General features: G+C 49.0%; 14 protein-coding genes. 11 read left to right on the top strand and 3 right to left on the bottom strand.

The window, feature by feature from the left end:
- Positions 1-186 precede the first annotated feature (186 nt).
- Both AB7S66_RS07450 and AB7S66_RS07455 read left to right on the top strand, forming a co-directional pair.
- Positions 187-810 carry a TetR/AcrR family transcriptional regulator gene (locus AB7S66_RS07450; RefSeq protein ID WP_117330050.1) on the top strand — a complete coding sequence of 208 codons (624 nt, stop codon included), beginning with the start codon at positions 187-189 and terminating at the stop codon, positions 808-810.
- A 22-nt stretch (positions 811-832) separates the two neighbouring features.
- Complete coding sequence (locus AB7S66_RS07455; protein WP_428518817.1) at positions 833-2,305, top strand: radical SAM/SPASM domain-containing protein; 1,473 nt, start codon at positions 833-835, stop codon at positions 2,303-2,305.
- Positions 2,306-2,346: 41 nt separating this feature from the next.
- Here AB7S66_RS07455 and AB7S66_RS07460 read toward each other — a convergent pair whose 3' ends face one another.
- Complete coding sequence (locus AB7S66_RS07460) at positions 2,347-2,541, bottom strand: hypothetical protein (protein ID WP_428518818.1); 195 nt, start codon at positions 2,539-2,541, stop codon at positions 2,347-2,349.
- A 307-nt stretch (positions 2,542-2,848) separates the two neighbouring features.
- Here AB7S66_RS07460 and AB7S66_RS07465 point away from each other — a divergent pair, with 307 nt between their 5' ends.
- Both AB7S66_RS07465 and AB7S66_RS07470 read left to right on the top strand, forming a co-directional pair.
- A complete protein-coding gene (locus AB7S66_RS07465) occupies positions 2,849-3,394 on the top strand; it encodes a YaiI/YqxD family protein (RefSeq protein ID WP_428518819.1) in 546 nt (181 codons plus the stop codon).
- A gap of 18 nt (positions 3,395-3,412) precedes the next feature.
- Entirely contained in the window at positions 3,413-3,970 is a 558-nt protein-coding gene (locus AB7S66_RS07470; RefSeq protein ID WP_428518820.1) for a response regulator transcription factor, read from the top strand.
- Between the two features lie 30 nt (positions 3,971-4,000).
- Here the strand turns inward: AB7S66_RS07470 and asnS are convergent, their stop codons facing one another.
- The gene (gene asnS / locus AB7S66_RS07475; RefSeq protein ID WP_428518821.1) at positions 4,001-5,389 is read right to left on the bottom strand and encodes an asparagine--tRNA ligase; all 1,389 of its coding nucleotides are present in this window, start codon (positions 5,387-5,389) and stop codon (positions 4,001-4,003) included.
- A gap of 216 nt (positions 5,390-5,605) precedes the next feature.
- Between asnS and AB7S66_RS07480 the strand changes: the two genes are divergently transcribed.
- From AB7S66_RS07480 to AB7S66_RS07510, 7 genes are all read left to right on the top strand, one after another.
- Positions 5,606-7,525, top strand: coding sequence for an AMP-dependent synthetase/ligase (locus AB7S66_RS07480; RefSeq protein ID WP_428518822.1), 1,920 nt, complete (start codon positions 5,606-5,608; stop codon positions 7,523-7,525).
- Positions 7,526-7,599: 74 nt separating this feature from the next.
- Entirely contained in the window at positions 7,600-7,935 is a 336-nt protein-coding gene (locus AB7S66_RS07485) for an arsenate reductase family protein (RefSeq protein ID WP_428518823.1), read from the top strand.
- A complete protein-coding gene (locus AB7S66_RS07490) occupies positions 7,920-8,711 on the top strand; it encodes an MBL fold metallo-hydrolase (RefSeq protein WP_428518824.1) in 792 nt (263 codons plus the stop codon). Before AB7S66_RS07485 ends, AB7S66_RS07490 begins: the two co-directional genes overlap by 16 nt.
- Positions 8,708-10,516 carry an AMP-binding protein gene (locus AB7S66_RS07495; protein WP_428518825.1) on the top strand — a complete coding sequence of 603 codons (1,809 nt, stop codon included), beginning with the start codon at positions 8,708-8,710 and terminating at the stop codon, positions 10,514-10,516. The genes AB7S66_RS07490 and AB7S66_RS07495 overlap by 4 nt, the downstream gene beginning before the upstream one ends.
- A 46-nt stretch (positions 10,517-10,562) precedes the next feature.
- The gene (locus AB7S66_RS07500; protein ID WP_428518826.1) at positions 10,563-11,639 is read left to right on the top strand and encodes a 3-deoxy-7-phosphoheptulonate synthase; all 1,077 of its coding nucleotides are present in this window, start codon (positions 10,563-10,565) and stop codon (positions 11,637-11,639) included.
- A 17-nt stretch (positions 11,640-11,656) separates the two neighbouring features.
- Positions 11,657-12,208: a DJ-1 family glyoxalase III gene (locus tag AB7S66_RS07505; protein WP_428518827.1), complete on the top strand. Its 552-nt coding sequence runs from the start codon at positions 11,657-11,659 to the stop codon at positions 12,206-12,208.
- 5 nt (positions 12,209-12,213) lie between these two features.
- The gene (locus AB7S66_RS07510) at positions 12,214-13,731 is read left to right on the top strand and encodes a DUF1846 domain-containing protein (RefSeq protein ID WP_428518828.1); all 1,518 of its coding nucleotides are present in this window, start codon (positions 12,214-12,216) and stop codon (positions 13,729-13,731) included.
- On the opposite strand, the gene AB7S66_RS07515 is transcribed toward AB7S66_RS07510, so the two are convergent.
- On the bottom strand, positions 13,728-13,883 hold a 156-nt coding region (locus AB7S66_RS07515; RefSeq protein WP_428518829.1), incomplete at its 5' end, for an AbrB family transcriptional regulator. The two genes, AB7S66_RS07510 and AB7S66_RS07515, sit on opposite strands and share 4 nt — an antisense overlap.

Raw genomic sequence — 13,883 nt, forward strand, 5'->3', positions numbered from 1 at the left:
CTCTTTGAAGATACGGGTATCCTGTGAGCGGCTAGCAGACATGGGTGGTACTTTTTTCAAACAGCAACCGTTTTACTGTGGTGGGTTTGGAGAAAAGCGGTATGGGGCATTGCCGTAAATTCTATTTTTTAAGGTTGACGATTAAAATTTCATGTCCTACAATAAAAACAGGAAGGTCGGTATGTTATGAAGAAGAAACAAAGCAAAACAAAGATTATTGTCACCGCTTTTGAATTGTTTGTAACTGAGGGTTATCGCGTTGGTATTAACCGTATCATCGATAAAGCCGGTGTTTCCCGTGGTGCGCTCTATCATTACTTCAATAGTAAAGAGGATTTGTTTGAGGAGGTGGTGAAAACCTATTTCTTCAAGCAATTCCAAGAGTTGCCGGATATTGTATCGGGTCCTGGAAATTTTCAATCAAAAATCCAGAAAATCATGTACCTTCCACTTTCACCACTGTATGAAGTGGATCAGTGCGGTAATTATCAGCATACTGGTGCTGAGGGATATCTGACTATTGTTTCTGCCATACATCAGAATAAGCGTCTGCTGCAACTTCAGGATGATTATAACAAGTTGTGGGTTGAATCCCTAAAAACAGTGGTGCAGCAAGGCATAAAAGAAGGACAATTAACTCCCCGCCAAACTATAGCGGGCTTGGTAGATGCAATTCGTCTTATTGTAGATGGTGCACTGCTTAATGCCTATAACACCTCGTTGGAAGAGGCAAAGCATAAGCTGCAGCGTTCTGTATCCTATCTTCTTTCCATTAATTTCAAACCTGAAGTCGCTGTTATGAAGCAATAAATTTACTCTTAAGGAGGGTTTTATGAATAATTCAAGAGCTGCCAAAATGGTAACACGGTTGGCCGTTTCAAACAAAATTGTTCAAAAGCAGGTTGTTAAAAAGCTTGACAGCATGTTTTATGAGTCGATTGTAGCAAGCGGTGAAGATGACATTCCTGCTGTAGCGTACAAGAGATATGAGTGGGCTTCTTCATTGTTGTCTAGGGCAGTTGAGAACATCAACAAGGGGTATATCTCAAAGCATGTGATTGATCGTCTGTCTGTGGCTTTGATCGATGGTGCTTTCGCTACTGGACGAAGGGAAGCACGGGAGAAAAAAGTTGCCGAGTATCGAAAAACATATCAGACAAATCCACCAAGCTTTGCCGTCATTTCACCGACTCAGCGTTGCAACCTGAACTGTGAAGGGTGTTATGCTTCCAGTAACGGAGTTTCTACTCCATCATTGCCGTTTGAGACTGTAGACCAAATTGTTACTGAGCTGGAACAAGATGCAGGCAATCGCTTCGTTGTTATCAGCGGGGGTGAGCCGTTGATGTATGAAGACAAGGGGAAGACGCTTCTCGATCTCTTCGAGAGTCATCCGGACACCTTCTTCATGTTCTACACAAACGGCGTACTTATTGATGATGAAATGGCAAAAAAACTAGAAAAGCTTGGAAATGGAGTACCTGCAATATCCGTCGAAGGATTTGAGAAAGAGACCGATGAGCGTCGAGGAAGAGGAGTATACAAGAAAATTCTTTCTGCCATGGAATCCCTGAGGAATGTGGGTATGCCGTTTATCGTCTCTGTCACCAGTACAAGCAAAAATGCTGATCTCCTTCTTACTGATGAGTTTTATGAAACCTATTTTGACAAGCTGGGAGCCTCATTTATGTGGCAGTTCCAGCTTATGCCGATAGGACGCGGGAAAGAGGTTTTCGAGCTTATGCCTGATCCGGAAACACGTGTCAAACTCTACCGCAAATGGGAATCCTTGATGGCGAAAAAACGCTATCCGATGGCCGATTTCTGGAATAGTGGAGTGCTCACACGGGGATGCATTGCGTACGGGCGAGAAGGCGGTTATCTCTACATTAATTGGAATGGAGATATCATGCCATGTGTTTTCGTACCCTATACCATTGACAACGTAAAACGACTTTTTGCTGAAGGTAAGCATGTCGGAGATGCCCTCATGTCTGACATGATGCGTCGCGGCAGATCCTGGCAAAAAGGTAGCCAGCTAACAGATGCAAAGAATGTTGATAACCTGCTCATGCCCTGTTCCATACGTGACCATTATGCAAATTTCCGAGCAAATATCCTAACCAGTGATGCGCATGGCGAGAATAAAACAGCAGAGGATATTCTCTCAGATGAAACCTATTATAGGGAACTTGTGGCATACGATGAACGGCTTAGTGAACTTACTGAGCCAATCTGGAGAAAGGAGTATATGGAGAGTGCAACTGAGCAACAGCCTCCTGAAAAGTTAGCCAGAGCAAAGTAGAACCTATAGTAATGAAGGCGTCCTTCTCGAGGACGTCTTCATTATGTTCGGTGTGCAAATCGAATTTCACCTAGAATATCAAGAAATGCCTTATTCCCCAACGGAGCGAGAGGAAAGGAATCAGCAGGAAGGTTCCTCTCTGGAGCGAGTGCCGGGAAAGCAAGGTGAGATACCCCGTCCCTTGGGGCGGAAAAGGAGGCAACGCCTCCTGAGTCCGGGGTATTGATACCTTTCATTGGAACTTTACCATGGCCTTGAGTAACCTTATGGGAGGCAAGGAGAACCTTCTGTCCACCTCCTTCCCGATTGTATGGGCATTAGCTTGGAGGAATCGACCTTCGATATGGTCATTGTTCGGGTGGAAGTGAAAAAGGAAGGCAACTGCTTCTCTTGCCTTATATATACGAATTCCTCTCCGTCTCTGTTTCCGGAGTTACACTCCTTCGCAGATGAACACCATAGCCTGTAGTGCAGGCGGGGTAGCTGTGACGGTTTCTTCTCCCGTGGGTGACAAAACCCTGCATTTTGCGGTAGGCTGGAGGCATGTTCACCCTTTATGTAGATGCAGACTCCTGTCCGCGAAACCTAAGACAGATTATTCTCAAGGCAGTAGTTCGACGAAACCTCTCGGTCTACTTTGTTGCAGACCGTGTACTCAAGGATGTGGAGCAAGCCTACCAACAGCACACCAATGCCTTGCGTTATGAGGCTAAGAAACAAGGATTAGATAATCAATCGTCTCTCAGAGAAATAAAGAGCTCCATCAACCAGGTACAGGTGGAGAAGGGTGATGATAGTGCAGATGACTGGATTGTAGACCATGCTGAAAGGCCTGCCCTTGTCATCACCCATGACATTCCTCTTGCTGGTCGTTTGGTGGAGAAAGGTATCACAGTACTGGATGATCGGGGGAATACCTATACCGAAGAGAATATGGCCGAGCGGCTCTCCATCCGTAATGCCATGACAGAGTTCAGGGAGCTGGGGATTTTCAGCGAACACCACTCCAGGATGAGTGGCAAGCAGACCAAGGCTTTCAGCGATTCTTTTGATGCATTGCTTACCAGCATGCTGAAGCAAAATGCCTGATCTACCTCTTAGGAGGACATGAACCATGAAACAATCTTACTCTACCGTAATGCATTTGAACGGGAAAGGATGCTGAGTCGACTGGCCGGTTATCCTCAGCTGAGAATACATGCACACCGTCTTGGTACTCACTCTCCGGAAATTGAGATGAGAAACTGCATCTGCTACTGCCCGGACCTTCCCTCGGTTGTACAGATGAAGAGGCTGTTACCGTCCAAGAACCTACTTGTCTTTTGTCCGAAATCAATGAAAATGATGTGTTCCTTGCTGGAGGACCAGTACACGATTGTACTCTCCCTTACCTGTAGTGAGCCACTGCTTGAGATGATGCTGGGGAGATTTCTCTCCGCTCCCCATCCTCATGATGGAGTCAATGAGCATCCTGCTGTTCTGACCAGGAGGGAACATCAGGTGCTGACCCTTATGGTGAGTGGACAGGAAACCCGTCAGATTGCCTCTCTCCTGGGCATCAAGGTGTCGACGGTCATCGCACACAAGAAGCATCTGTTCCTCAAGAGTGGGGTGCACACTACCAGCCAATTGATTGTCTGGGCATTGTTCTCGTTTTATCAGTAAAAAAGGCGGCCCATGCCGCCTTGTACCCGATCAGAAATCTGCCAGTTTTGGAGCCCTTGGGTAGGGTATGACGTCGCGGATGTTTCCCATCCCTGTGACGTACTGCACCAAGCGTTCAAATCCGAGGCCGAATCCGGCGTGAGGGACTGTGCCGAATCGTCTCAGATCAAGATACCACCAGTAATCATCAGGATTGAGGTCCAGCTCTTCCATGCGTTTGGTCAATATGTCAAGGTCCGATTCACGTTCGCTGCCGCCGATGATCTCACCCAGGCGGGGAACCAGGACATCCATGCCCCTAACGGTCTTCCCATCCTCATTCAGCTTCATGTAGAAAGCCTTGATCTCCTTGGGATAATCGGTCACGATCACCGGTCGCTTGCATATTGTCTCGGTGAGGAACTTCTCGTGTTCACTCTGCAAGTCGCTGCCCCAGGAGACAGGGAATTCAAACTTGTCGTTGTGCTTGGAAAGTTCATCAATCGCCTCAGTGTAGGTCAGGTGGGCAAACGGTGTCTCCACGATTGACTTGAGCGTTTCCTGTACTCCCGATTGGACAAACTTGCTGAAGAAAGCCATATCTTCTGCACACTCCTCCAACACGGTCTTGAACAGGTATTTGAGGAATGCTTCTGCTACTTCCATGTTTCCTTCAAGCGTACAGAAAGCCATCTCGGGTTCTACCATCCAGAACTCAGCGAGGTGTCTCTTGGTATTGGAGTTCTCTGCCCTGAAGGTGGGACCGAAGGTGTATATGTTCTTCAATGCCATAGCGTAGGTCTCACCCTCCAGCTGACCACTGACGGTAAGGAAGGATTGCCGGCCAAAGAAGTCCTTGGTGTAATCGATCGTTCCATCGTCGCTGCGGGGAATGTTGTCCAAATCCAGGGTGGTGACCAAAAACTGTTCGCCTGCTCCCTCACAATCGCTTGCACTGATGATCGGGGTATTCACATAGAAGAACCCATGTTCCTGGAAAAAGGTGTGGACAGCATAGCTCAAGGTATTTCTCACCCGTGCCACTGCACCAAACATGTTGGTTCTCGCTCTCAGGTGGGCAATCTCACGAAGATACTCGATGGTATGCCGTTTCTTCTGGAGAGGATAGGTATCCACCGGACAGGGACCCACTACCTGTACGTCGACAGTGGCCATCTCGACTGCTTGGTTGCCACCTGCACTTGCAACGATTGGGCCCTTGCAGACAACTGAACAACCGGTGGTGATATCATTGAGAATGGAGAGGTCAGGAAGCTGCTCCTTGTCGATGACAATCTGCAGTCCCTTCAGACACGAACCATCATTGACCTCAAGGAAGCATACATTCTTGCTGTCTCGCTTGGTCCTTACCCAGCCTTCTGCCACAACAAATTCAGCCTGTGGTTCTCTCTTGAGCAATGTAGAAATCCGTTCTTTCATGAAAAAGTCTCTCCTTATCATATTGGGCCATTATGATTTGTTTCCTTATAAAGAGTCAATAATGATGATATTTCCCGTAGTTTTGGCTCTACTTGGGGAAATTCTCCTAGGTGTATGAAATATAAAGAAAAAGGTTTGCAATATATTTATTTTGACAGATTGACAAATAGTGAAAATGTGTTTATATAATAGATAGTACCATACACGGAGGTTGCTATGTATAAGACCATACCACAGATATTTGCAGAGGTCGTCACACAATATCCCGCATACACCGTTCAGATGAGCAAGGACAAGAACGGCGTTTTTCAGTCGATCTCCTATTCCGATCTCTATAGTGAAGTGAACAGCTTGGCTGCCAGCCTGATGAACCATGGCGTCAAACGCGGAGACCTGGTTGGCCTGATCAGTGACAACCGCCGTGAATGGCTCGCCAGCGACTTGGCTATTCTCAGCCTGGGAGCCGCTGATGTTCCCCGTGGGCGGGATGCAATGCCTTATGAGGTAAGCTTCATTCTCTCTATAACTGAAGCGGCATTCTGTTTTGTCGAGAATGCGGTCCAGTTGCGCAAGGTTCTCAACATCAGTGAAACCCTCCCGGCTTTGCAGCACCTGATCGTCATGGATCGTGAGTTTACCCATCAGCAACGTGATGAGGCTGCATCCGCCACCAAGATCGAGATTCTCTGTTATCAGGATCTCGTGGATGAGGGTAGGGCACTCCTTGATGATTATGCCATTGCCAAAAGGGTGGAGAGCGAGCGAGATAAAGGCAACAGTGAGGAAATTGCAACCATCATCTTTACCAGTGGTACCACTGGGGACCCGAAGGGAGTCATGCTCACCCATGCAAACTTTGCCTACCAGTTGGAGGCTGTTCCCAAGTTGATCAAAAGGTTGTCGCCTGGTCAGCGTTGGCTCAGCGTCCTCCCCGTCTGGCACTCCTTTGAACGAATCCTGCAGTATGTCATCATTGGCAATGCATCAACAGTTGCCTATTCCAAGCCACTGGGTTCAATCCTGCTCGCTGACTTGGTGCTCGTGAATCCTCATTGGATGGGTTCTGTCCCCCGCATATGGGAAGCAGTAAAGGCTGGAGTATTTGCCAGCATGAAGAACAAGAGCCCCGTTGCCAAAGGCCTGTTCTCCTTCTTCATCAAGGTTGCTGGTATGTACAGCAGAAGCAGGGACTTGGTACTGGGAGAGGTTGCCACGTTCAGGAAGCGAAGCCGAATCCTTGATGTATCGGCAGGACTGTTGCCGATGGTGTTGCTCCATCCACTCTATAAGGTTGGAGACCATCTGGTATTCTCCAAGGTCAAGCAGAAACTGGGCAAGAATTTCATTGCCGGTGTCAGTGGCGGAGGCTCTCTCAGTGCAGGGGTGGATAGCTTCTTCGCCTCAATCGGTGTGAAGTTGCTTGACGGATATGGACTGACCGAGAGTGCTCCTGTGGTAGCTGTCCGGCCTCTACTCCATGGGGTTAAGCGTACGGTAAGTCCACTTGAAGGAACGGAGGTACGCATAGTCACTGAACAGGGACAGGAAGCAAAACCCGGTGAGAAAGGCATCGTCATGGTCCGTGGACCACAGGTGATGAAGGGATACTACAAGCGTCCTGATCTTACCCGGTTGGTATTGGATGAGCATGGTTGGCTCAACACCGGAGACCTGGGTATCTGGACGCACCGCGGTGAGTTTGCTCTCAGCGGAAGGGCCAAGGATACCATTGTGCTGGCAGGAGGGGAGAACCTTGAACCGGTACCCATCGAGGCAAAACTCTGTGAGAGTGATTTCATTGAACAGGCCATTGTACTGGGGCAGGACAAGAAGTATCTGGGTGCCTTGATCGTGCTCAACAAGCAACGAATTGAGGAGTACCTCAAGGAGAAGGAAATTCCCTACCTCGCCGATAAGCTGTATCAGATGCAGGAAGTGATAAGCCTGATCGAGCAAACAATCACTGATATCATCAACAGCAAGCATGGTTTCAAGAGCTTCGAGCATATCGTTCGCTTCCGTCTCCTCTCCAAGAGCTTTGAGGTGGGTAAGGAGCTGAGTGCAAAGCAGGAACTGAAACGATTTGAAATCAATCGTCTCTACCAACGTGAGATCGATGAGCTCTTCGTGAGTTGACACGATTCGGCAATCTGTCGGGTTTCTTGCCTTTTTACCCTGTCTACTATACTATATAGATGACAGGGGAATGCATGATTCAGATTATCGGAACAAAAAAATGCAAAGAAACTGCGAAGGCAATCAGGAGCTGCAAAGAACGCAACATCGCCTTCCAGTTTGTTGACCTGAACCAACGCACACTCTCCGAAGGGGAGTGGCGTTCGCTTTTCTGCGCATATGATGCTGAAACGTTGATTGATGAGTCTAGTGCCTATTATGCAAAAGAAGGCTATGCATGGAGAAGTTTTGATGCTGCCCAGGAGTTGGCAGAGCATCCCCAGCTGCTCAAGACTCCAGTGCTTCGCTATAAGGGAAAGGTTCACCTAGGCTATGATCCAGCAATACTTACTGCATGGGGAACGCTTTAATGGTTCAGTATGCCGTTCTGGGCAGTGGGTCCAGTGGAAACAGTTATCTTTTCACCGATGGTACCGTCTCCATCTTGATTGACCAGGGCTACAGTGTTGTGGAGCTCACAAGACGTCTGTCTCAGTTCTCTGTACCTCTGTCTACCGTACAGGCGGTATTCCTCACCCATCTCCATCCTGACCATGCACGTGGTGTAGGGGTGCTTTCCCGGAGATTGCCCATACCCGTGTATGCCCACGATCGTATGGTTGCTGAGCAACCGCTGTTGATCGAGAAGTTGGGTATCCCAGAGGGAAAACTGCAGACAGTTTGTACATCGGAACTTGTCGAGGTCGGATCCTTCTCCCTGTTCTGTTTTGAAACAAGTCACGACAGTGGTGGTTCTGTTGGTTGGTATATTACCCACCAGGATACTCATTACATGGTATTGACCGATACAGGCATCACCAGCGAGCAACAGATGATGCTCGCAGGGGATGCTGACATTCTATTTCTGGAAGCGAATTATGATGAACAGATGTTGAGATCCGGCCCCTATCCAGCCATGTTGAAGCGGCGGATTTCCGGTAATCATGGGCATCTGTCCAATGACCAAGCCTTGCAGTTTCTCTGTGAGAGTGGCTTCAAGGGTGAACATGTCTATTTCATCCATCTCTCTGAATGTAACAATGATCCTGTGATTCTGGAAAAAGTGGTACAGTCCATGACTGACCTTCCCTTTACTGTATGCAGGAAAAATCAGTGGTATGGACCAAAAAACGAGGTGCATTTATGAAGAAAAAACAAGCAGAAGTATGGTCCTTGAAGAGAATAAAAAAACTCAAGCGTGAAGATGGCCTGACTATGAAGACCGTCAACAAGTATACAATGGACGCAGTGGTTGATTGTACATCCAGCCGCAATGGGGCCAGGATTGCCTTACGTACCTACCGCGAAGAGGGTAGTGAGATTACCTATGCCCAGCTGAAGTTGATGAAGGATGCCATTTCGCTTACCCTCCTCGAAGCTGGATTCTCCCGTGGGGATAAGATCGCCATCATGGGGGAGGGTTGCCCTACCTGGATGGCAGCTTATTTCGGCATCACCTCCATTGGATGTGTAGCTGTTCCGATCCTCCCCGATTTCTCAACCAAGGAAACCAACCAGATCCTTGAACATGCTGGGGCGAAAGGTGTCGTGATAAACGTCAAGCATTTTGAGAAGGCAAAAGCGTACGTCCAGGCCAATGACTCCTATCTGGTGAGGATGGAAGACCTGTTCCACATCCCTTCATCCATCGTGAAAGGTCTGGAGGACAAGACTCAGTTTGCAGCCGCACCAGGCAAGGATATCAGCCGCAGGAAGATAGATGAAAAGGGCAGGAAGCTTCGTGAAGCCTCCCTTGCCCAGGAAGATGATCTGGCCTCCCTGATCTATACCAGTGGGACGACCGGCAACAGCAAGGGAGTGATGCTCACCCACAAGAATCTTGTATGGAATGCTGACATATCGACTGATGTGTATGTAAATCTCAATCACAAGTCCAAGGTGCTCTCAATTTTGCCGGTAAGCCATGTCTATGAGTTCACCACCGGACAAATATTGGAGCTCATGTGTGGATGTGAAATTGTATATTTAGGCAAGCCACCGGTTACGTCGATCCTGCTTCCTGCGCTCAAGGATGTCAAGCCAACGATTGTGATGACTGTCCCCTTGCTTATCGAGAAGGTATACCGAAGTGCCGTGCTTCCTGTCACCAAGGGCAACGAAAAGATCAAGAAATGGATGCGTTACTCCTTTACCCGTAAGTTGATCAGCAAGGCAATAGGTCGGAAACTGAAGATGACCTTTGGTGGTCATATAAAGTTCTTCGGTATTGGAGGGGCTCCACTTGACCGCGAAGTAGAACAATTCCTTGCTGATGCAAAGTTCCCCTATGCCATAGGTTACGGGCTTACCGAGACCGCTCCCCTGATTGCTGGTGGAAAACCAAAGAAACATTATGTTGGGGTCATCGGCAAATTGGTTGAGCATGTCGATGTGAAGCTGGCTGATCCTGATCCGGAGACCGGGGTGGGAGAGATCTTGGTGAAGGGCCCGAATGTCATGCAGGGGTACTATGACAATCCTGAGCTGAACAAGGCAAGCTTCACCGAGGATGGGTATTTCAGGACAGGAGATCTGGGATACCTGGACAAGCATGGTCGACTTTCCATCAAGGGGAGGACCAAGACCATGATCCTGGGCAGTGGAGGGGAAAATATCTACCCTGAGCTGATCGAGTCGGTAATAAACAATCAGGATTTTGTCACTGAGTCATTGGTCATCCCAGAGCAAGGTGGTCTGGCGGCGTTGATCAAGATCGACGTTGAAGCCTTTGCCAGCAAGATGGCGTTGAATGTCAATGAGGCAAAGGATGAAGCCCTGAAATATGTCGCAAAAATCCGGGAGGATGTGAATAAGGAATTGAGTGCTTTCAGCCGACTCAGTAGTGCTGAGTTGCAGGAAGAGCCGTTCCAGAGAACACCAACCCAGAAGATCAAGCGATTTCTGTACTCCAGAGGCAAGGATGATACAGCAAAGGGAGCCGAAAAGGGTTGAGCCTCATCGCTGAGTCGTGGTATACCTTCCCAAAGGAATAATCAGCATGGCAAACGTAGATATCAGAATCAAGCAGGTTGAACCACTTGCTACACCGCAACAGGTTGTCTCCCTGCTGCCGGTTGATGAAAAAACCGCAGAATCCATACGTCGAAGCCGTCAGACGGTCAACGATATCATCCAAGGAAGGGACCAACGATTGCTTGCAATCATCGGTCCCTGTTCTCTGCATGACCCCAAGGCAGCGCTCGAATATGCGCGGAAGCTCAAGAAACTTGCAAGCGAGATCGAGGAAGAGATGTTTGTGGTGATGCGGACCTATTTTGAGAAACCGAGGACCGTAGGTGGTTGGAAGGGTCTGATCCTCGATCCGAAGATGGATGGCTCCTATGATATCGGTGGTGGCATCATGACTGCCCGCTCGCTCCTGCTGGACATCGTGAAGTTGGGACTGCCGGTAGGGTGTGAGGTACTTGACCCCATTATCCCCCAGTACATTGACGAGTTGATGAGTTGGTCTTCGATTGGTGCAAGAACAACCGAGAGCCAGATCCACCGAAATCTTGCCAGTGGCTTGAGTGTGGCTGTTGGGTTCAAGAACAGTACCAGTGGAGATCTGAATACTGCAATCAATGCCATCAAGAGCGCCCTTCAACCGGCATCATTCATTGGTATGGATGCCTCTGGAGCCAGTGCCATCTTCAGGACCACCGGTAATGATTGCTGTCACTTGATCCTTCGTGGTGGAGACCAGAGTCCCAACTACTATGAGGATGATGTAGAGAATGCAAGGGTCTCCATGCAGAAGGAGGGGGTGAATCCCTCGATCATCATCGATTGCAGTCATGCAAACTCCAGAAAACACTATGAACGGCAGAAACGGGTACTGCGTTCTCTCATTGACCAGGTTTCCTGGGGTGAGAAGGCCATTCGTGGCTTCATGTTGGAAAGCAACCTGGAACAAGGATGCCAAAAAATTCCTGAAGATCTATCGACCTTGAAATATGGTGTCTCCGTAACCGATGCATGCATCGGTTGGGATGAGACCGAACGGATTGTGCACCATGCTTGCGATTTACTTCGCAAGGCTCGCAGAGAAGGCGGCATTATCCAGCCGCTGTGAAGAATGGAGGTCTTATCATGGTTCCCTCAGTTTTGGTTCTCCTTGCAGAAGGTTTTGAGGAAGTCGAGGCTATCACACCGATCGACCTGCTTAGGCGAAGTGGGGCGAAAGTCACGGTGGCTTCGCTTGATACTCTTGCAGTGAAAGGTGCCCATGGCATGGTGGTCCATGCTGATACCACCCTGGCATCCTGCAAGAATAAGCCGTTTGATTGTGTGGTCCTTCCAGGGGGAGTGCAAGGGTCGAAGAATCTTGCTGCATCCTTCGTGGTTTTGGAGAAGGTTATTGAGATTGCCCAGAGTGGGGTGGTTGCGGCCATTTGTGCGGCTCCTGCAGTTGTCCTTGGCAAGACCGGCTTGTTGGACGGTAAACGGGTGACAGGATATCCAGGGACGGAGGCGACCTGTCCTGGATTGGTACTGGAGAATGAGTCGTTCATCGTGGACGGTTCGTTGGTTACCGGACAAGGACCTGGGGCTGCCATGCCGTTCTCTTTGGCGCTTATCGGTGTATTGTTTGACCAACGGACGCAAGAAGCTATAGCAGAGCAACTGCAATACAAGGGGTAGGAAGCGTGGGTGCAATTGGTTTTGACAATGAGAAGTATCTGGAGGAGCAACGTCATTACATCCTCGAGAGAGTGAAGCAGAGTGATGGGAAGCTCTATCTGGAATGTGGAGGCAAGCTCCTGTTCGATTACCATGCATCACGGGTGCTTCCCGGTTTCGACCCGAATGTGAAGATGCGTGTATTCCAGTCACTCAAGGAACAGATTGATGTCATCATCTGTATCCATAGTGGTGATATAGAACGACGAAAAATGCGGAGTGATTTCGGTATCACTTATGATACGGATGTATTCAAGATGATCGACGACTTCTCCAAGTGGGGGTTGAAGGTCACCCGTGTGGTAATAACCCGGTTTGATGAGGAACCTAGTTCGGTCAACTTCAAGAACATTCTCGAGCAACGTGGCATTACCGTCTATACCCATCGTGCAACCCACGGCTATCCGAACAATGTTGACCTGATTGTCAGTGACGAAGGGTATGGCGCAAATCCCTACATTGAGACCGACCGGCCGGTTGTTATCGTGACCGGTCCCGGTCCCGGTTCCGGGAAGCTCGGTACCTGCCTCTCACAGATGTACCATGACTACAAGGCCGGGCGGCATAGTGGCTACTCAAAGTTCGAGACCTTCCCGATCTGGAACCTGCCCATTGATCATCCGGTGAATATTGCCTATGAGAGTGCAACTGCGGATATCGGGGACAAGAACCTGATCGACCACTTCCATGCAAGTGCCTACAACCAGATCACCGTCAATTATTCCAGGGATCTGGAGGCATATCCTCTTCTCAATAGGATCTTGAGCAAGATCACAGGCGAGGATTGTCCTTACAAGAGTCCTACTGATATGGGAGTCAATCGCTGTGGATTTGGTATCATAAATGATGAGGTTGTCAGGAAAGCAGGTGAACAGGAGATTATCAGGCGCTACTATCGAGCTGCCTGTGAATATGTCCAAGGTATCGGCACCAAGGATACCGTCGAGCGGAGTCTTTCCATCATGGAGGGGGCAAAGCTTTCCAGTGAAAATCGTAGCGTTGTTCCTGCCGCCAAGCATGCCCTCGAGAGAGGTATTGAACGGAACAAGGGTATAAATGGGATTGTCTGTGCAGCAGCAATTGAATTGCCTGATGGGCGGATCGTCACCGGCTGTAATTCCCCATTCCTGCACGCTTCTTCCGCCTTGATTCTCAACGCAGTGAAGGTCCTTGCGGATATCGATCACGAGATCGACCTCATTCCTCCTGCCATCGTACAGTCAGTGACGGCAATGAAACGTGATGTGCTCAAGGGCAGGGGGGTGAGCCTGAATCTTGATGAGGTGCTCATTTGCCTGGCCATGAGTTGCGCCATCAGCGAGGATGCCAAGAAAGCGAGCGGGGTTCTTCCACTTCTGCGCGGATGTGAAGTGCATATGACCCATATCCCCAGCAGTGGAGACTCCTCAGGGTTGAGAAAGCTGGTACTCAATGTTACCAGCGACCCACGCTTCCCCACTTCTTCCCTGTATAATCCAGCCTAGATACCACCAAAAAGACCAGCTATCAAGGGAAGTATCCCCAGGACCGCCAGGATGCGAAATGTATGCATCAGGACGATTTTGGGGGTTTCCAGTCCCAATTCGTCACTGATCAAACCCATCTCCTGGATGCCTCCAGGGGTGGAGGAGAAGAG

It is taken from the genome of Sphaerochaeta sp., from assembly GCF_050178175.1.
In the GTDB taxonomy this organism is placed as follows: domain Bacteria; phylum Spirochaetota; class Spirochaetia; order Sphaerochaetales; family Sphaerochaetaceae; genus Sphaerochaeta.